The sequence below is a fragment of the Streptomyces sp. N50 genome (assembly GCF_033335955.1).
Lineage (GTDB): Bacteria > Actinomycetota > Actinomycetes > Streptomycetales > Streptomycetaceae > Streptomyces.
On sequence record NZ_CP137549.1, the window covers coordinates 6,561,305 to 6,578,332 of the forward strand.

18 protein-coding genes are annotated in these 17,028 nt (G+C 70.5%); 13 read left to right on the plus strand and 5 right to left on the minus strand.

Annotation, left to right across the window (positions count from 1 at the left end; genetic code table 11):
• Window positions 1–73: 73 nt before the first annotated feature.
• Window positions 74–814, minus strand: a complete 741-nt coding sequence (locus tag R2B38_RS29710) for a peptidoglycan recognition family protein (RefSeq protein WP_318018971.1) — start codon at window positions 812–814, stop codon at window positions 74–76.
• A 60-nt stretch (window positions 815–874) separates the two neighbouring features.
• Here R2B38_RS29710 and mnmA point away from each other — a divergent pair, with 60 nt between their 5' ends.
• Window positions 875–2,005, plus strand: coding sequence for a tRNA 2-thiouridine(34) synthase MnmA (gene mnmA / locus R2B38_RS29715; RefSeq protein WP_318018972.1), 1,131 nt, complete (start codon window positions 875–877; stop codon window positions 2,003–2,005).
• Window positions 2,006–2,052: 47 nt separating this feature from the next.
• On the opposite strand, the gene R2B38_RS29720 is transcribed toward mnmA, so the two are convergent.
• Together R2B38_RS29720 and R2B38_RS29725 are read right to left on the minus strand one after the other, a co-directional pair.
• The gene (locus R2B38_RS29720; protein ID WP_318018973.1) at window positions 2,053–2,832 is read right to left on the minus strand and encodes an alpha/beta fold hydrolase; all 780 of its coding nucleotides are present in this window, start codon (window positions 2,830–2,832) and stop codon (window positions 2,053–2,055) included.
• Window positions 2,833–2,889: 57 nt separating this feature from the next.
• Window positions 2,890–3,213, minus strand: coding sequence for a DUF427 domain-containing protein (locus R2B38_RS29725; RefSeq protein WP_318018974.1), 324 nt, complete (start codon window positions 3,211–3,213; stop codon window positions 2,890–2,892).
• 50 nt (window positions 3,214–3,263) lie between these two features.
• On the opposite strand from R2B38_RS29725, the gene R2B38_RS29730 reads away from it, so the two are divergent.
• The 6 genes from R2B38_RS29730 (at window position 3,264) to R2B38_RS29755 (ending at window position 10,717) form a co-directional block, all read left to right on the plus strand.
• A complete protein-coding gene (locus tag R2B38_RS29730; protein WP_318018975.1) occupies window positions 3,264–3,803 on the plus strand; it encodes a TIGR00730 family Rossman fold protein in 540 nt (179 codons plus the stop codon).
• A gap of 7 nt (window positions 3,804–3,810) precedes the next feature.
• A complete protein-coding gene (locus R2B38_RS29735; protein WP_318018976.1) occupies window positions 3,811–4,509 on the plus strand; it encodes an SDR family oxidoreductase in 699 nt (232 codons plus the stop codon).
• Window positions 4,506–4,907: a hypothetical protein gene (locus tag R2B38_RS29740; RefSeq protein WP_318018977.1), complete on the plus strand. Its 402-nt coding sequence runs from the start codon at window positions 4,506–4,508 to the stop codon at window positions 4,905–4,907. The genes R2B38_RS29735 and R2B38_RS29740 overlap by 4 nt, the downstream gene beginning before the upstream one ends.
• Window positions 4,908–4,972: 65 nt before the next feature.
• A complete protein-coding gene (locus tag R2B38_RS29745; RefSeq protein WP_318018978.1) occupies window positions 4,973–5,980 on the plus strand; it encodes a methionine synthase in 1,008 nt (335 codons plus the stop codon).
• A 15-nt stretch (window positions 5,981–5,995) separates the two neighbouring features.
• Window positions 5,996–8,188, plus strand: coding sequence for an NAD-dependent DNA ligase LigA (gene ligA / locus R2B38_RS29750; protein ID WP_318018979.1), 2,193 nt, complete (start codon window positions 5,996–5,998; stop codon window positions 8,186–8,188).
• Window positions 8,189–8,458: 270 nt separating this feature from the next.
• Window positions 8,459–10,717, plus strand: a complete 2,259-nt coding sequence (locus R2B38_RS29755; protein WP_318018980.1) for a bifunctional diguanylate cyclase/phosphodiesterase — start codon at window positions 8,459–8,461, stop codon at window positions 10,715–10,717.
• Between the two features lie 93 nt (window positions 10,718–10,810).
• Here R2B38_RS29755 and R2B38_RS29760 read toward each other — a convergent pair whose 3' ends face one another.
• Entirely contained in the window at window positions 10,811–11,395 is a 585-nt protein-coding gene (locus tag R2B38_RS29760; RefSeq protein WP_318018981.1) for a TetR/AcrR family transcriptional regulator, read from the minus strand.
• Between the two features lie 96 nt (window positions 11,396–11,491).
• Here R2B38_RS29760 and R2B38_RS29765 point away from each other — a divergent pair, with 96 nt between their 5' ends.
• The 6 genes from R2B38_RS29765 to gatB all read left to right on the plus strand — a co-directional run bounded on the left by R2B38_RS29765 (window position 11,492) and on the right by gatB (window position 16,084).
• The gene (locus tag R2B38_RS29765; RefSeq protein WP_318018982.1) at window positions 11,492–11,863 is read left to right on the plus strand and encodes a DUF4267 domain-containing protein; all 372 of its coding nucleotides are present in this window, start codon (window positions 11,492–11,494) and stop codon (window positions 11,861–11,863) included.
• 60 nt (window positions 11,864–11,923) lie between these two features.
• Complete coding sequence (locus R2B38_RS29770) at window positions 11,924–12,418, plus strand: cupin domain-containing protein (RefSeq protein WP_318018983.1); 495 nt, start codon at window positions 11,924–11,926, stop codon at window positions 12,416–12,418.
• Window positions 12,419–12,510: 92 nt separating this feature from the next.
• On the plus strand, window positions 12,511–12,807 hold the full coding sequence (gene gatC / locus R2B38_RS29775) for an Asp-tRNA(Asn)/Glu-tRNA(Gln) amidotransferase subunit GatC (RefSeq protein ID WP_007384860.1): 297 nt from the start codon (window positions 12,511–12,513) through the stop codon (window positions 12,805–12,807).
• Window positions 12,808–12,812: 5 nt separating this feature from the next.
• Complete coding sequence (gatA, locus tag R2B38_RS29780) at window positions 12,813–14,315, plus strand: Asp-tRNA(Asn)/Glu-tRNA(Gln) amidotransferase subunit GatA (protein ID WP_318018984.1); 1,503 nt, start codon at window positions 12,813–12,815, stop codon at window positions 14,313–14,315.
• Complete coding sequence (locus R2B38_RS29785) at window positions 14,312–14,554, plus strand: hypothetical protein (protein ID WP_019058562.1); 243 nt, start codon at window positions 14,312–14,314, stop codon at window positions 14,552–14,554. Before gatA ends, R2B38_RS29785 begins: the two co-directional genes overlap by 4 nt.
• 15 nt (window positions 14,555–14,569) lie before the next feature.
• The gene (gatB, locus tag R2B38_RS29790) at window positions 14,570–16,084 is read left to right on the plus strand and encodes an Asp-tRNA(Asn)/Glu-tRNA(Gln) amidotransferase subunit GatB (protein ID WP_318018985.1); all 1,515 of its coding nucleotides are present in this window, start codon (window positions 14,570–14,572) and stop codon (window positions 16,082–16,084) included.
• 54 nt (window positions 16,085–16,138) lie between these two features.
• On the opposite strand, the gene R2B38_RS29795 is transcribed toward gatB, so the two are convergent.
• A complete protein-coding gene (locus R2B38_RS29795; protein ID WP_318018986.1) occupies window positions 16,139–16,921 on the minus strand; it encodes an SAM-dependent methyltransferase in 783 nt (260 codons plus the stop codon).
• Between the last annotated feature and the right edge of the window lie 107 nt (window positions 16,922–17,028).

Here is a 17,028-nt window from a genome sequence, read left to right on the forward strand (position 1 = left end):
ATCCTGAACAGGGGACGCATCGGACACCGCCGTGACTGAAACGACTCATAGCCAAACCGCCATGTGACCCGAGTCACACCTGCGTCCGGTGTGCCCGCCTTACGAGCGTCATGTACCGGTCCCAGTCCCAGTACCGCCCGGGATCCGTGTGATCCGTCCCCGGCACCTCCACATGCCCGATGACATGCTCCCGGTCCACAGGGATTCCGTAGCGCCGGCATATCTGGGCCGTCAGCCGTGCGGAGTTCGTGTACATCGCGGCGGTGAACGACGACTTCCGCTCCACGAAGCCCTCGTGCTCGATGCCGACACTGCGTTCGTTGTACGACCGGTTCCCCGCGTGGAAGGCCACGTCCAGCTCGCGGATCATCTGCGTGATGTCGCCGCGCTGCCGGACGATGTAGTGCGCGGCCGCCTGGTGCCCGGGGTCCTGGAAGGCCTTCACCGCACTCGCGTAACTGCCCTGTGTGACATGGATGACCACCCGGTCTATCGCGTAGTCGTCCGGCCGGTCGGCCCGCCGGTAGTTCGCCGAGGAAGCCGCCACCCACGTGGCCCCTCGAAAATCGACGGCCCCCGGAGTCCGCGGCTTCTCCACCCCAGGCGTCCGCCACCACAGCCGCGCCAACTCGTCCCGGGCCACCACGGCGGTCCCTAAGGCGGCCACGGCCCCGCCGATGAGCAGCGCCCGCCGCCCGGGACGCCGGCCGGCGGAACCCGGTGACGTGTCCGCGGGACCCGGCGGCTTCCCCGCCCGATCGCCCGGACTGTTCTGACCGTCCTGACGGTTCTGCTCGCTCTGTGTCTCCCCCATGTGATCGTCAACGGATACTCGCGGGCTCCGGTTCCCGACGACCCGTACCCTGGAAGGGTTATGACTGAGACCTCGCAGCGCCCCCGCCCCCTTCGCGTACTCGCCGCCATGTCGGGCGGCGTCGATTCCGCCGTCGCCGCCGCCCGTGCCGCGGAAGCCGGCCACGACGTGACCGGCGTCCACCTCGCGCTCTCCGCGAACCCGCAATCGTTCCGCACGGGCGCGCGTGGCTGTTGCACGATCGAGGACTCACGGGACGCCCGCCGCGCCGCCGACGTCATCGGCATCCCGTTCTACGTCTGGGACCTCGCCGACCGCTTCCGCGAGGACGTCGTCGAGGACTTCGTCGCCGAGTACGAGGCCGGCCGCACCCCGAACCCGTGCCTGCGCTGCAACGAGAAGATCAAGTTCGCCGCGCTCCTCGACAAGGCGCTCGCCCTGGGCTTCGACGCGGTCTGCACCGGCCACTACGCCCAGGTGATCGTGAACGAGGACGGCACCCGCGAACTGCACCGCGCCTCCGACATGGCCAAGGACCAGTCGTACGTCCTCGGCGTCCTTGACGAGCGGCAGCTCGCGCACGCCCTCTTCCCGCTCGGCGACACGGTCACGACGAAGGACGAGATCCGCGCGGAGGCCGAGCGCCGCGGCCTCGCGGTCGCCAAGAAGCCCGACTCGCACGACATCTGCTTCATCGCCGACGGCGACACCCAGGGCTTCCTCGCGAACCGCCTCGGCAAGGCCGAGGGCGACATCGTCGACGAGTCCGGCTCCGTCATCGGCTCGCACGAGGGCGCGTACGGCTTCACCATCGGCCAGCGCAAGGGCCTGCGCATCGGCACCCCGGCCGCCGACGGCAAGCCGCGCTACGTTCTGGACATCTCCCCGGTGGACAACACGGTGACGGTCGGCCCGGCCGCCTCCCTCGACGTCAGCGGCCTCACCGCCGTCAAGCCCCGCTGGTGCGGCACGGCCCCGACCGGCCCCGGCACCTACACCGCCCAGCTCCGCGCCCACGGCGGCGAGACCGAGGTCACCGCCGAACTCGTCGACGGCACCCTGGAGGTGTCGTTCACCGAGCCGGTGCGGGGCGTGGCCCCCGGGCAGGCGATCGTGCTGTACGACGACACGCGCGTGGTGGGGTCGGCGACGATCGCGACGACCACGCGCGCGGCGACGGCGATGGCCTGACACGGTCGGTACCGGGCCCGTACGGGTGATGTCGGGCCCGTGCGCGGCTAGTTGGCGAAGAACTCCGTGAGCACCGGTGCCAGGACGGCCGGGTCCACCATGTGGGTCTGACCGTCCAGCGTGCGGTACGTCCCGTCCGGCGCCGCGTCCGCCACGGCCCGGGCGGCCTCCCGCATCCACTCGGCGCTCGCGCCGCCCGCGATGGTCAGCACCGGGACGGACAAGGACGCCAGCCGCTCCGCCGGCACCAGACCGCCACCCATGGCCGCGTCGTCGTAGGCGAGCGTGGGGGCGATGGCCTCCATGCCGGGCCACATGGGGGAGTGGCGGGCGCCGTCGATCATCTCCGGGGGTGCGCCGGTGAGCGCCATGAAGAGCGCTACGGCGTCGCCGCGGCGGCCCTCGGCGAGGAGTTCCGTGAGGCGTTCGGTGTACTCGGCGCGCTCCTTGGCGCCGGTCGTGTCGAGGGCGAACGGGGGCTCGTACAGGGCGACTTGGGTCACCGGCAGGCCGCTCGCCGCCGCGTGCAGGGCGAGGGCGGCGCCGGACGAGTGGCCGTAGAGAGCCGCGCTGCCGCCCACGGCGTCGATCAGCGCCGCGAGGTCCTCGACCTCCCGGGCCACCGCGAACGGCGCCGTGTCGCCGCTCGCGCCCCGGCCGCGGCGGTCGTACGGGACGGCTCCGAACCGGTGCGCGAGCTGCGCGGCGAGCGGCAGGAGCCCGTCGCCCGTCGTCATCGCGCCACCGACCAGGACGACGGGCGGGCCCGCACCGATGCGTTCGTACGCGATGGCGGTGCCGTCGCGCGAAACAGTCTTCTTGTCCATGTCGGTGAAGACTGCCGAAGGAACGCCGACTAATCGGTCACGACACTTCTGAATCGACTACGACACTTCTACTTCGTAGAAGCAGAGGTGGTCCTTGATCTGGGCTACGTCCGGCTTGGGGTCGGGGTACGCCCACACCAGGTCGGGGGAGTCCGGCAGCGACCAGTAGGACGCGTCGCCCTTGAAGGGGCAGTGGGTGTGGGTCTCGGAGGGGGTCAGGAGGTCGAGACGTACATCCTCCGGGGGGATGTAGTACCGCACCGGAGAACCGGTCTCCTTCAGGACGAGGGGGCGGTCGCTCTCCGCCAGCACCTGGTCGCCGTGGACGACGCGGACGTGCCGGTCGCCCTGCTCGATCGTGATCGTGTGTCCTTGGGCCATACCGGAAAAGCACTCGCGGACCCCTGGTTCTTCCCGCGTACGGTGACGACATGAAGATCTGTGTCTTTCTCTCCGCCGCCGACCTGGACGAGCGCTACACGCGCCCCGCGCGCGAGTTCGCGGAACTGCTCGGCAAGGGCGGGCACACGCTCGTGTGGGGCGGTTCGGAGTCCGGGCTGATGAAGGTGGTCGCCGACGGCGTACAGGCGGCCGGCGGCCGGCTGGTGGGCGTCTCGGTGACCTTCCTGGCGGCTTCCGCGCGGGCGGACGCCGACGAGATGGTGATCGCGGCCGACCTCGCCGAACGCAAGAGGCTGCTCCTGGAGAAGTCCGACGCCGTGGTGATCATGGTCGGCGGCACCGGGACGCTGGACGAGGCGACGGAGATCCTGGAGCTGAAGAAGCACGGCCATACCGACAAGCCGGTGGTGCTGCTCAACACCGCGGGCTTCTACGACGGCCTGAAGACCCAGTTCCGGCGTATGGACGACGAGGGGTTCCTGCCCGTCCCGCTCACCGACCTGGTGTTCTTCGCGGAGGAGCCGGTGGGGGCGCTGGCCTACCTGGAGGAGAGCCAGGGCATCGAGTGATGCGAGCATGGCGGACATGCCAACACATGTGATCACCGGGGCCGGTTCCGGCATCGGCGCGGCCGTCGCCCGCCGGCTGCACGCGCGCGGGGACCAACTCGTGCTCCACGCGCGCGACGCGGGCCGCGCGAAGGAACTGGCGGCGGAGTACCCCGGGGCGAGCACCCTGGTGGGCGACCTGGCCGACCCGGACAAGCTCAGCTGGGCGTTCTCGCACCAGACCCTGCCCGACCGCGTGGACACGCTCCTGCACATCGCCGGGGTGGTCGACCTGGGCCCGGTGGGCGACCTCACTCCCAAGACCTGGCGCCACCAGCTGAACGTCAACCTGATCGCCCCCGCCGAACTGACCCGCCACTTCCTGCCCCAACTCCGGCTGTCCGGCGGCCACGTCCTCTTCGTGAACTCCGGCGCGGGCCTGCGGGCGAGCGCCGACTGGTCCGCGTACGCCGCCTCCAAGCACGGCCTGAAGGCCCTGGCGGACTCCCTGCGCCACGAGGAACACGCCAACGGCGTGCGCGTCACCTCGGTCTACCCGGGCCGCACCGCCAGCCCCATGCAGGCCAAGGTCCACCAACAGGAGGGCAAGCAGTACGACCCCTCCCAGTGGATCGACCCCGAGTCGGTCGCGACGACGATCCTGATGGCGATCGATCTGCCGGGGGACGCGGAGGTCAACGACCTGACGGTGCGGCCGGGGCGGTGAAGAGCCCCGAGCGGCGAAGCGGTGCGAGCGGTGCGGTGGTCCGGGACTGGCTCGACGAGGTGTGGGGGCGCACGGAGGCCGCGGTGGTCCTCGAAGGCGGCGACAACGGCGGGCAGCTCGCCGAACGCGGGCTCCTTGGTGAGGTGTTCGACGCCGAGGACCTTGCGCTGCTGCGCTCCCTCACCACGACCGGCGCCTTCATCGACGACATCTGCCGCTGCCACGGCAGTGTGACCATCGCTCTGCTCGACGCCGAGGGGGAGTTCATCGGCGCAGGCAGTGTGCACGGTCGGACGGACGTCTCCTGGGAGCGCGACCGGTTCGAGAACAACCTGGAGGTGGCGGATCCGGAGCGGCTGGCCAGGTTCCTGGAGCGGCTCGGGGTCTGGACTCGCTGAACCGCCCACCGGGTACCGGCGGCGCCCCGGAAACCGCCCCACCGTCGGCGGCTTAGTCTTCCGGGGTGAGCAACAACAGCCAGTTCAGCTTCGGTCCCGCCACCGGTGTCGGTTCCCTGCCCGGCACCGACGCCCGTGAGGCCGCGAAGACCGCGACCGGGGCCTTCGAGGACTTCCCGTTCCTGCCCGAGCTGCCCGCCCGGGGACCCGGCGCGGACATGATCGGCCGGACCGCGGGGCTGCTCGTCGAGGTGTACGCGCGTGTGGAGCCCAGCGGGTGGCGGATCGGGGACCGGCCGGGGCGGGACACGAAGCGGGCGTGGGCGTGGCTGGGGGAGGACCTCGACGCGTTCGAGGAGTTCACTCAGGGGTACGAGGGGCCGCTCAAGGTGCAGGCGGTGGGGCCCTGGTCGCTCGCCGCCAGTCTGGAACTGAGGAACGGCGAGGCCGTGCTCTCTGACCTCGGCGCCTGCCGGGACCTCGCCGGTTCGCTCGCCGAGGGCCTGCGCGACCACCTCGCCGACGTCCGACGCCGCGTCCCCGGCGCCCAGATCGTGCTGCAGCTCGACGAGCCGTCCCTGATCGGCGTACTGCGCGGACATGTCAGGTCCGCCAGCGGCTACCGCACCTACCGCGCCGTGGACCGCCAACTCGTCGAGAGCACCCTCCGCGAGGTCGTCGGCGTGCACGCGGACGGTCCGGTCGTCGTCCACTCCTGCGCACCGGACGTGCCGTTCGCCCTGCTGCGCCGGGCGGGCGCGGCCGGGGTCTCCTTCGACTTCTCGCTCCTCACCGAGCGTGACGACGACGTGATCGGCGAGGCGGTCGAGGCCGGCACCCGGCTCTTCGCCGGTGTCGTGCCGGGCACGGTCACCGCGTTGTCAGACCCTGCCGGTAGCGTCATGGGTGTCAGGACGCTGTGGCGCAGGCTGGGGCTGCGACCGGGACTTCTCGCGGAGGCGGTCACGATCACCCCGTCGTGCGGACTCGCGGGGGCTTCTCCCGAGTACGCGCGCCAGGCCCTCGCCCACTGCGTCCGGGCGGCGAGATCCCTCGCGGACAACCCTGAGTGACGGAAGGACAACACGGTGGCCGGCGACAGGCAAGCGGAGACGGCGGTGCCCGCAGAGGCACGGGAGAAGCACGCGCAGCTCGCTGAGCAGATCGAGGAGCACCGCTTCCGGTACTACGTGAACGACGCGCCGGTCGTCAGCGACGCGGACTTCGACAAGCTCCTGCGCTCCCTGGAGGCGCTGGAGGAGGAGTACCCGGAGCTGCGCACGCCGGACTCGCCGACCCAGAAGGTCGCGGGGGCGTACGAGACGGAGTTCACCTCCGTCGTCCACCGCTCCCGCATGCTCTCCCTGGACAACGCGTTCGACGACCTGGAGCTGGCGGCCTGGGCCGAGCGCGTCCACAAGGACGTCGGTACCTCCGACCACCACTTCCTGTGCGAGCTGAAGGTCGACGGCCTCGCCGTCAACCTGACGTATGAGCACGGCCGCCTCACGCGCGCGGCGACCCGCGGTGACGGCCGTACGGGCGAGGACATCACGCCCAACGTCCGCACGATCGCGGAGATCCCGGACCGCCTCACCGGCGACCGCGTGCCCGACCTCGTGGAGATCCGCGGCGAGGTCTACTTCCCGATGGAGAAGTTCGAGGAGCTCAACGCCCGGCTGGTCGAGGCCGGCGACAAGCCCTTCGCCAATCCCCGTAACGCGGCGGCGGGTTCACTGCGCCAGAAGGACCCCCGCGTCACCGCCACCCGCCCCCTGCACATGGTCGTGCACGGCATCGGCGCCCTGGAGGGCTTCGACCCCCTCACCCGCCTCTCCGAGGCGTACGCCCTGCTGAAGTCCTGGGGCCTGCCGACCTCGTCGTACAACAAGGTGGTCGACGACCTCGACGGCGTACGGGAGTTCATCCGGTACTACGGCGAGAACCGCCACTCCGTGGCGCACGAGATCGACGGCGTCGTCGTCAAGCTCGACGAGATCCCCCTCCAGGGGCGACTCGGATCCACCTCCCGCGCCCCGCGCTGGGCGATCGCGTGGAAGTACGCGCCGGAGGAGGTCAACACCAAGCTCGTCAACATCCGTGTGGGCGTGGGCCGTACGGGCCGGGTCACGCCGTACGCCCAGGTCGAGCCGGTGACGGTGGCCGGCTCGGAGGTCGAGTTCGCGACCCTGCACAACCAGGAGGTCGTCAAGGCCAAGGGCGTCCTCATCGGCGACACGGTGGTGCTGCGCAAGGCCGGTGACGTCATCCCGGAGATCCTCGGCCCGGTCGCCGACCTGCGCGACGGCAGCGAGCGGGAGTTCGTGATGCCGGCCGAGTGCCCCGAGTGCGGGACGCCGCTGCGGCCGATGAAGGAGGGCGACATCGACCTCCGCTGCCCGAACGCCCGTGCCTGTCCTGCCCAGTTGAGGGAGCGGCTCTTCTACCTCGCGGGCCGCAAGGCGCTGGACATCGACCACTTCGGCTATGTGTCGGCCGCCGCTCTCACCCAGCCGCTGGAGCCGGCCGACCCGCCGCTGAAGGACGAGGGAGACCTGTTCGACCTCACCATCGAGCAGTTGCTGCCCATCAAGGCGTACGTCCTCGACCAGAACAGCGGGCTGCCCAAGCGCGACCCGAACACCGGCGAGGAGAAGATCGTGACGGTCTTCGCCAACCAGCAGGGCGAGCCCAAGAAGAACGCGCTCGCGATGCTGGAGACCATCGCGGCGGCCAAGGACAGCCCGCTCGCCCGCATCCTCACCGGCCTGTCGATCCGTCATGTCGGCCCGGTCGCGGCCGAGGCGCTGGCCCGCGAGTTCCGTTCGATCGAGCGGATCGAGCAGGCCACCGAGAAGGAGTTGGCGGACACCGACGGCGTCGGCGGGATCATCGCCGCCTCCCTCAAGGAGTGGTTCGCCGAGGACTGGCACCAGGAGATCCTGCGCAAGTGGCGGGCGGCCGGGGTCCGGATGGAGGACGAGGGGTCCGGCGAGGACGAGGGCCCGCGCCCGCTCGAAGGTCTCACCGTGGTCGTCACCGGCACACTCGAGCACTTCACGCGGGACGGGGCGAAGGACGCCCTGCAGAGCCGGGGAGCGAAAGTGACCGGTTCTGTTTCGAAGAAGACGTCTTTCGTCGTCGTAGGTGACAATCCTGGTTCGAAGTACGACAAGGCAATGCAGGTCAAGGTGCCTGTTCTGAACGAGGACGGCTTCGTCGTCCTGCTGGAACAGGGACCCGAGGCGGCCGCCGAAGTCGCGCTTCCGGTCGAGGAGTAGCGAGGTGCGGCGGTTGAAGGCCACCCGATCGGCGCATACCAGATGCATACGGGTGGCCGGGTCGCATTCGGGCAACCGTCTACGACCGCTGCCCGTGGAAGCCTTCTGCGGCCTACTGTTGAGGTGTGCACCTGCCGTGCCCAGCTGCGGTTGGGGCAACCCCCTGCTCTTGGTGAGCAGGGGGAGGGGTTTTCCAAACGCGGTGCCGTTGACGGAAGTCGGGCATCGGACCGCGTGGCGTGGGCACCGCCGGCTGTGAGAGGGACGGGAATGGAACCGACCGAGAGCGCCCCCCCGGACTCACTGCTGCGCCGGCTCACCGGCGCCTGGCGGGAGAGTCGTTGGGGAGCGCGACCCGTGGAGCGTCCGGGCGCCACCCAGCCGCGCGCCACCGGACAGTACTCCACACCCGACGCCCGCCACTCCGCACCACTCTCGGCAGACCCGGGCTCCGGGCTGCCGGGCGACAGTGACCGCCATCTGACCTGGCCCGCGCTGCCCACGGCGGTCGTGGTCGCGGCCGGCTTCGTCCTCGGCGCCGGCTTCTTCCGGGCGTTCACCGGCGACCACGCGCTCTTCCCGTCCGGCACGGTCGGCTGGTCGCTCGCCGTCCTGACCGGCATCATCGTCGGCCATCTCGTCGCCCTGGGCCGCGCCCGCTGGTGGGGCGGCACCGGCTCGGGCGCCGCCCTCACCCTCGGCGTCCTGCTGCTCTACGGCTGGGTCGCCGCCGGCATGGTCAGCCTCACGGTCGTCGTCCTGGTCGGCATAGCCAGGCGCAACCGCTGGCGCCAGGGCGTGCTGCACGGCGCGGTGGACATCCTCGGCATAGCCGCCGGCGCACTCGTGCTGGGCGCGTTCGGCCGGGTGCCGTCCGTCGAGAAGCCCTGGAACCCGGACACCTGGACGGTCTACACCGCCCCCGAGGTGGTCCTGGTCGCCGTCGCGTACCTCGCCGTGACCCGCACCCTGCTCTGGTACCTGCACGCCCCGCGCCACGGCGGACTGCCCACCGTCGCCCGCACCGCCCTGCTCAGACAGGGGCTGGTCGCCGTAGCCCTGCTCGGTATCGCGCCCCTCATCTGCGTGGTCGCCGTAGCCCAGCCGGTCCTGCTGCCCCTGTTCTCGATCCCGCTCATCGCCCTCGACTCCACCCTGTGGATGGCCCGGGCCAGGGCCGAGGAGCAGCTGCGCGACCCGCTGACCGGGCTGCCCAACCGGCAGTGGCTCCTGGAGCGCATCTGGACCGCTCTGGACGACGCCGAGCGCATCGGCGCCAAGGCCGCGCTCATGCTGATCGACCTCGATCGCTTTCGATCGGTCAACGACACACTCGGTCATCTGGCCGGTGACCGGCTGCTGTTGCAGATAGCCGACCGGCTGCGGGTGGCGCTGCCGCGCGGGGCGGAGGCCGCGCGGCTCGGCGGTGACGAGTTCGCCGTCCTGCTGCCCGTCGCCGACTCCACGACGTCCGCGACCCGGGTCGCCCGCAACCTCGTCGCCGCGCTCAGCTCCCCGCTCGACCTCGACGGACTCACCCTCGTCCTGGAGGCCAGCGCGGGCGTCGCGGTCTTCCCCGACCACGCCCTCGACGCCGAGGGGCTGCTGCGCCGGGCCGACGTCGCGATGTACCAGGCGAAGCGGGACCGGACCGGCGTAGAGGTCTACGAGTCCAAGCGGGACTCCAACACCCCTGACCGGCTGGGCCTGTTGGGGGACTTGCGGCGGGCGCTCGACGCGCACGAGGTACAGCTGCACTACCAGCCCAAGGTCCGCTTCGACGGTCAGGTGGCGGGACTTGAGGCGCTGGTGCGGTGGGTGCATCCGGAGCGCGGGAAGGTGCCGCCGGACGAGTTCATAGCGATCGCCGAGTCGTCCGGGCTGATGCCCCATCTCACCGAGTACGTGCTGGACACGGCGCTCGCCCAGGTCGCCAGGTGGCGCGCCCAGGGGCTGTTCGTGCCGGTCGCGGTGAACGTCTCCCCGCGCGACGTCCACACCCCCGGGTTCGCCGGCTCCGTCGCCGCGCGCCTCGCCCGGCACGGTGTCCCGCCGGGCTCGCTCCAGCTGGAGATCACCGAACACGTCCTCCTGGAGGACCCCCAGCGCGCCGCCGACACCCTCAACGGGCTGACCGGGCACGGCGTGAAGATGTCTCTCGACGACTTCGGTACGGGGTACTCGTCCCTGGTGCATCTACGGCGGCTGCCGGTCAGTGAGTTGAAGATCGACCGGTCGTTCGTGGCTCGGCTGGCGGTGGACACGGAGGACGCGGAGATCGTTCGGTGCACCGTTGATCTCGCGCATTCCCTCGGGTTGCTCGTCGTGGCTGAGGGGGTCGAGGACGACGAGACGTGGGAGCGGTTGCGGGATCTGGGGTGTGATGCCGTTCAGGGGTGGCTTGTCGCTGCGGCGATGCCGCCCGAGGACATGACGGCGTGGTTGCGGGCGCGGGGGTCGCGGGGGTGGCAGCGGCCGCGGGCTGCCTTGCCGGCGGCTGCGGCTGATGATCCCGGGAGGATCGGCTGATCGGCTGCGCCTAGTGGGGTGGGGGCTTCTGTCTGGTCGCGGCTGCGGCCCGGTTGCGGCTGGTCGCGCAGTTCCCCGCGCCCCCTGGGGTGTTCAACTCACCCCTGCTGTGAAGTGGGCGGTCAACAGGGCGAGCCGCTGCTCGTGGGCCTTCTCCGGTAGGCGGCCGCTGCGCATCAACGTGACCAGTCCGTGCAGGCCCGCCCAGTACGTCTCCGTCAGCACGCCCGGGTCGTCGCCCTCGGCCGCGATGGGCTCGACGGCCTGGAAGATCTCGCCGAAGGCCGCCTGCAAGGGCGCCGGTGCCTCCGGGGTGGCGAACGGCAGGTCCACCATGTGCGTGAACATCGCGTCGTAGAGGGCCGGGCGGCGGCGCGCGAACGACGTGTACGTCTCACCGACCGCGCTCAGTGCCCCGCGCGTGCCCTTCGCCGCCGTGCGCGCCGTACGCAACTCGGCGGCCAGTACGGCGCAGCCCTCCACCGCCACCGCCGCCATGATCGCGCCCTTGTCCTTGAAGTGGCTGTAGAGGACGGGCTGGCTGTACTCGATCTCGGATGCCAGGCGCCGGGTCGTCACCGCGTCCCAGCCCTCCGTCTCGGCCAGTTCGCGTGCGGCCGAGACGATCAGTTGCTCCCGCTCCGCCCGCTCGCGCTCCCGGCGCGTCTGAATCGTCATGCCCGGGATTCTAGCATCGCTAGCGTTTCTTTCGACGCTCTGTTAGCTTCGCTCTTGTTGCTAGCGTTGCTAGAAAACGAGACGAGGAGAAGTGGCATGACCATCACCGCGTACACCCTGGCGATCGTGCTCGACCTGTTCTGTCTGTTCCTCGGCTACCGGTTCCTGTTCCAGCCCGGCCCCGCCGCCGCCGGTTACGGGGTCCCGGCCGATCCCGCCGGTGACGCCGGCGCCTACCTCACGATCAAGGGCCTCAGGGACGGCACGCTGGGCCTGGTGGGCCTCGCCGTGCTGGCTTTCGCCGGGGCGCATGCCGAGGCCTGGTTCATGCTCTGTGTGGCCCTCGTGCCGTTCGGCGACACCCTGATAGTGCTGCGCCACGGCGGGGCGAAAGCCGTCGCTTTCGGGATCCACTTCGCCACGGCGATCGTTGTACTGATCAGTGCCGTGCTGCTGTTCCTCGTCTGAGCCGCCCGAGCCGTACTCCTCATTTCTCGTCCGCATTCCTCATCCGAACGGGGTCCCGAAATGTCGTTGCTCGTACCGAAGTTCGACGAGTCCGTGATCGTCCGCGATGCCGAGGCCGAGGTGGTGGGCCGGGCGCCGACCACCGTGAAGCTGCTGGCCGACAGCAGTGCGACCGGCGGTGCGCTGTCCACCCAGCGGATCACCCTCAGCGGCGGAGCGGACGGCGCCAAGCCGCACTGGCACGACAACTCCGCCGAGATGTTCTTCCTGCTCGACGGCGCCGCCGAGATCCTCTCCGGCGACCAGGTCGTCACCGCCGGACCCGGTGACCTCGTCGTCGTCCCGCCGGGCCTGCCGCACGCCTTCGCCGCCGCGCCCGGTGCCGACGCCGACCTCCTCATTGTCATCACACCCGGCGTCGAGCGCTTCGAGTACTTCCGCCACCTGCAGCGCATCGCCCTCGGAGAGGTCGGCCCGGAGAGCCTCCTGGCGGTGCAGGAGCTGTACGACAACCACTTCATGAAGAGCCCGGTGTGGGACGCGCGAGGCCGGTGACCGGGGTCCCGGTGAAACCGTTTAACGGCTGAGGGCCCCCGCCCCATAGGATTGGCGCCAAACCACACACACTCACCCCAGAGGAACGCCGCATGCCTGGCATCACGCGCGAGGAGGTCGCCCACCTCGCCCGGCTGGCGCGTCTGGAGCTGAAGCCCGAAGAGCTCGAACACTTCGCGGGACAGCTGGACGACATCATCGGCGCGGTCGCCCGCGTCAGCGAGGTCGCCGACCAAGACGTACCGCCGACCTCCCACCCGCTGCCGCTGACGAACGTCATGCGCGCGGACGAGGTCCGTCCCTCGCTCACCCCCGAGCAGGCGCTCTCCGGCGCCCCGGCCCAGGAGCAGCAGCGTTTCAAGGTGCCGCAGATCCTGGGGGAGGACTAACCACCATGACGGACCACAGCAGCATCATCCGGCTCACCGCCGCCGAGATCGCCGCGAACATCGCGTCCGGCGTGCTCACGGCCGTCGAGGTCACCGAGGCCCACCTCGCCCGGATCGAGGAGGTCGACGCGAAGGTGCACGCCTTCCTGCACGTCGACCGCGAGGGCGCCCTCGCGCAGGCCCGCGCCGTCGACGAGAAGCGGGCCAGGGGCGAGCAGCTCGGCCCGCTGGCCGGCGTACCGCTCGCGCTCAAGGACATCTTCACCACCGAGGGCATCCCGACCACGGTCGGCTCCAAGATCCTCGAAGGCTGGATCCCGCCGTACGACGCGACCGTCACCAAGCGGCTGAAGGCCGCCGACGTCGTCATCCTCGGCAAGACCAACATGGACGAGTTCGCCATGGGGTCCAGCACCGAGAACAGCGCCTACGGGCCCACCGGCAACCCCTGGGATCTCACGAAGATCCCCGGCGGCTCCGGTGGCGGTTCCTCCGCCGCGCTCGCCTCCTTCCAGTCGCCGCTCGCGATCGGCACGGACACCGGCGGCTCCATCCGCCAGCCGGCCGCCGTCACCGGCACGGTCGGCGTCAAGCCGACGTACGGCGCGGTCTCCCGCTACGGCATGGTCGCCTTCTCGTCCTCCCTCGACCAGGGCGGGCCCTGCGCCCGTACGGTCCTGGACGCGGCCCTCCTGCACGAGGTCATCGCCGGACACGACCCGCTCGACTCCACGTCGATCGACGCCCCGGTCCCGCCGGTCGTCGAGGCCGCCCGCAACGGCAGCGTGCAGGGCATGCGCGTCGGCGTCGTCAAGCAGTTCCGCGGCGAGGGCTACCAGGCCGGCGTCATCCAGCGCTTCGACGAGGCCGTCGCCGTGCTGAAGGAACTGGGCGCGGAGATCGTCGAGTTGGACTGCCCGTCCTTCGACCTCGCCCTGTCGGCGTACTACCTGATCGCGCCCTCCGAGTGCTCCTCGAACCTCGCCCGCTTCGACGGCCTGCGCTACGGCCTCAGGGTCGGCGACGACGGCACCCACTCGGCCGAAGAGGTCACCTCGATCACCCGTGAGGCGGGCTTCGGCCCCGAGGTGAAGCGCCGCATCATGCTCGGGACGTACGCGCTCAGTTCTGGGTACTACGACGCTTACTACGGCAGCGCCCAGAAGGTCCGTACGCTCATCACGCGCGACTTCGAGAAGTCGTTCGAGAGCGTCGACGTGATCGTCTCGCCGACCACGCCGACCACCGCCTTCCCGATCGGCGAGCGTGCCGACGACCCGATGGCGATGTACCTCGCGGACCTGTGCACCATCCCGACCAACCTGGCGGGCAACTCGGCCATGTCGCTGCCCTGCGGTCTCGCGCCGGAGGACGGTCTCCCGGTCGGGCTGCAGATCATCGCCCCGGCGCTGAAGGACGACCGTCTTTACAAGGTCGGCGCCGCCGTCGAGGCCGCCTTCGTGGAAAAGTGGGGCCACCCGCTGCTTGAGGAGGCACCGTCGCTGTGAGCAATGCACTGTCGAAGGCCAAGGGCTTCAAGAAGTCCAAGTCCGGCACGTACGTGTCGATGGCCACCACCGCGTTCGGCGCGCTGGGTGTCGCCAAGCAGATCAAGAAGGCGCGCACCGAGCACGACACGCTCCGTCTGATCGACGCCACGGTGTCCGCCGTCGCGCTCGTCACCGGCTTCGCCATCCTGTACCGCGAGCTGAAGCGGCTGGGCGACGACGACGTCCTGCTGGGCTGAGAGGGAAAGTTCACCGTGACCACCACGACCGACCTGGAGTCGTACGAGGACGCCCTTGCGTCGTACGACCCCGTCATGGGCCTTGAGGTCCATGTCGAACTCGGCACCAAGACCAAGATGTTCTGCGGCTGTTCGACCGAGCTGGGCGCCGAGCCCAACTCGCAGACCTGCCCGACCTGCCTCGGCATGCCCGGCGCGCTCCCGGTCGTCAACGCGATCGGCGTCGAGTCCGCGATCAGGATCGGCCTCGCGCTGAACTGCGAGATCGCCGAGTGGTGCCGCTTCGCCCGGAAGAACTACTTCTATCCGGACATGCCGAAGAACTTCCAGACCTCCCAGTACGACGAGCCGATCGCCTTCAACGGCTACCTCGACGTACAGCTGGAGGACGGCGAGACCTTCCGGGTGCAGATCGAGCGCGCCCACATGGAGGAGGACACCGGCAAGTCGCTGCACGTCGGCGGCGCGACGGGCCGTATCCACGGCGCCTCGCACTCGCTCCTCGACTACAACCGCGCCGGCATCCCCCTCATCGAGATCGTCACCAAGCCGATCGAGGGCGCCGGCGAGCGTGCTCCCGAGGTCGCGAAGGCGTACGTCGCCGAGCTGCGCGAGCTGATCCGGGCGCTCGGGGTGTCGGAAGCCCGCATGGAGCAGGGGCAGATGCGCTGCGACGTGAACCTGTCGCTGCGCCCGCACGGCCGCGAGAAGTTCGGCACCCGGAGCGAGACGAAGAACGTCAACTCGCTGCGTTCCGTGGAGCGTGCCGCCCGCTACGAGATCCAGCGCCACGCCGCGGTGCTGAACTCCGGCGGCACGATCATCCAGGAGACCCGCCACTTCCACGAGGACACCGGGTCGACGACCTCGGGCCGCGTGAAGGAGGAGGCGGAGGACTACCGGTACTTCCCGGAGCCGGACCTGGTGCCGGTGGCCCCCTCGCGCGAGTGGGTCGAGGAGATCCGCAGCGGTCTGCCCGAGCAGCCGCTCGCCCGCCGCAACCGGCTGAGCGAGGAGTGGGGGATCACCGCGTTCGACATGCAGTCGATCCTCAACGCCGGTGCCATCGACCCGATCGTCGCCACGATCGACGCCGGTGCCGACGCGGCCTCCGCGCGCAAGTGGTGGATGGGCGAACTCGCCCGCAGCGCCAACGAGTCCGGCAAGGCGCTCGACGAGCTGCCCATCACGCCGGAGCAGGTCGCCCGGGTCACCGCGCTGGTCACGGCCGGCGACCTGAACGACAAGCTCGCCCGCCAGGTCATCGAAGGCGTCCTCGCCGGCGAGGGCACCCCGGACGAGGTCGTCGAGAAGCGCGGCCTGAAGGTCGTCTCGGACGACGGCGCCCTCACCACCGCCGTCCAGGAGGCCATCGCCGGCAACCCGGGCGTCGCCGACAAGATCCGCGGCGGCAAGGTGGCCGCGGTCGGCGCGCTGGTCGGCGCGGTCATGAAGGCCACCCGCGGCCAGGCCGACGCGGCCCGCGTCAAGGAGCTCATCCTGGAGCAGCTGGGCGTCAGCGAAGGCTGAGCCGGTACGCCCCAAAGAACGGCCCCGGAGACCCGCTCTCCGGGGCCGTTCCCGTCACACCCGGCGGCCCACGACCCGGGCGAAGCCGAGCAGTTGCCCCTGGTCGGCCTTCACCAGGTCCACCGACTCACGGGCCATGTCCGCCATCCATGCGTACGGGCTCTCCTCGGCGCACACCTCGCTCCACAGCAGCCAGTCCTTCCAGCCGTCGGGCTGCCAGTCGGCGGCCTCCACCTCCACGGTCCCGCCGCGGGTCCAGTGGCGGCGCCACCAGGCGGGGGAGTGGAACGCCCAGAAGCCGGGGTCCCAGAAGGGCTTGAGGTGTTCCGGGGGTTCGTCGCCCGCCAGTTCCTCCCGGAGGGCGGGCATGACGACCCCGATCCGGCCACCCGGCTTCAACAGCCTTGTCAGGGTGGGCAGATACAGGTCGGCGGTACCGAAGTACTGGTAGGCGTCGATCGACACGATCGCGTCGAACGTGCCCTCCCCGAAGGGGATGTCGTGCGCCTCCACCTGGAGGGGGAGGACCCGGTCCGCGACACCCGCTTCGGCGATCCGTACGGCGTTCTCCTCGGGCTTCACCCACAGGTCGGCGGCGGTGACCTGGACGCCGTACTCCTTGGCGAGGAAGACGGAGGTCATGGCGCGGCCGCAGCCCAGGTCCAGGACACGGGCGCCCGGGCGCAGGGTGTCGAGGCCGAGGGCCGGGGCCAGCCACTCCAGGAGCCACAGGGCGTGCGGGCCCATCTGGTTCTCGATGGTCCAGCGGGCGTCGTAGGTGTTGCTGCGCGGGTAGTCGGGGTGGGTCAGGCGGGCGGTCAGGTCGGTGTCCGGCATCGGTGAACGGTGTCCTCCGGTTCTGCGTAGGTTGCTGTGAGGAAGCAACGAGATTGTGGAGGACGTCGGTTGGCCGCGCACCAGGTTTCTCAGGCGGAGGCGCTACC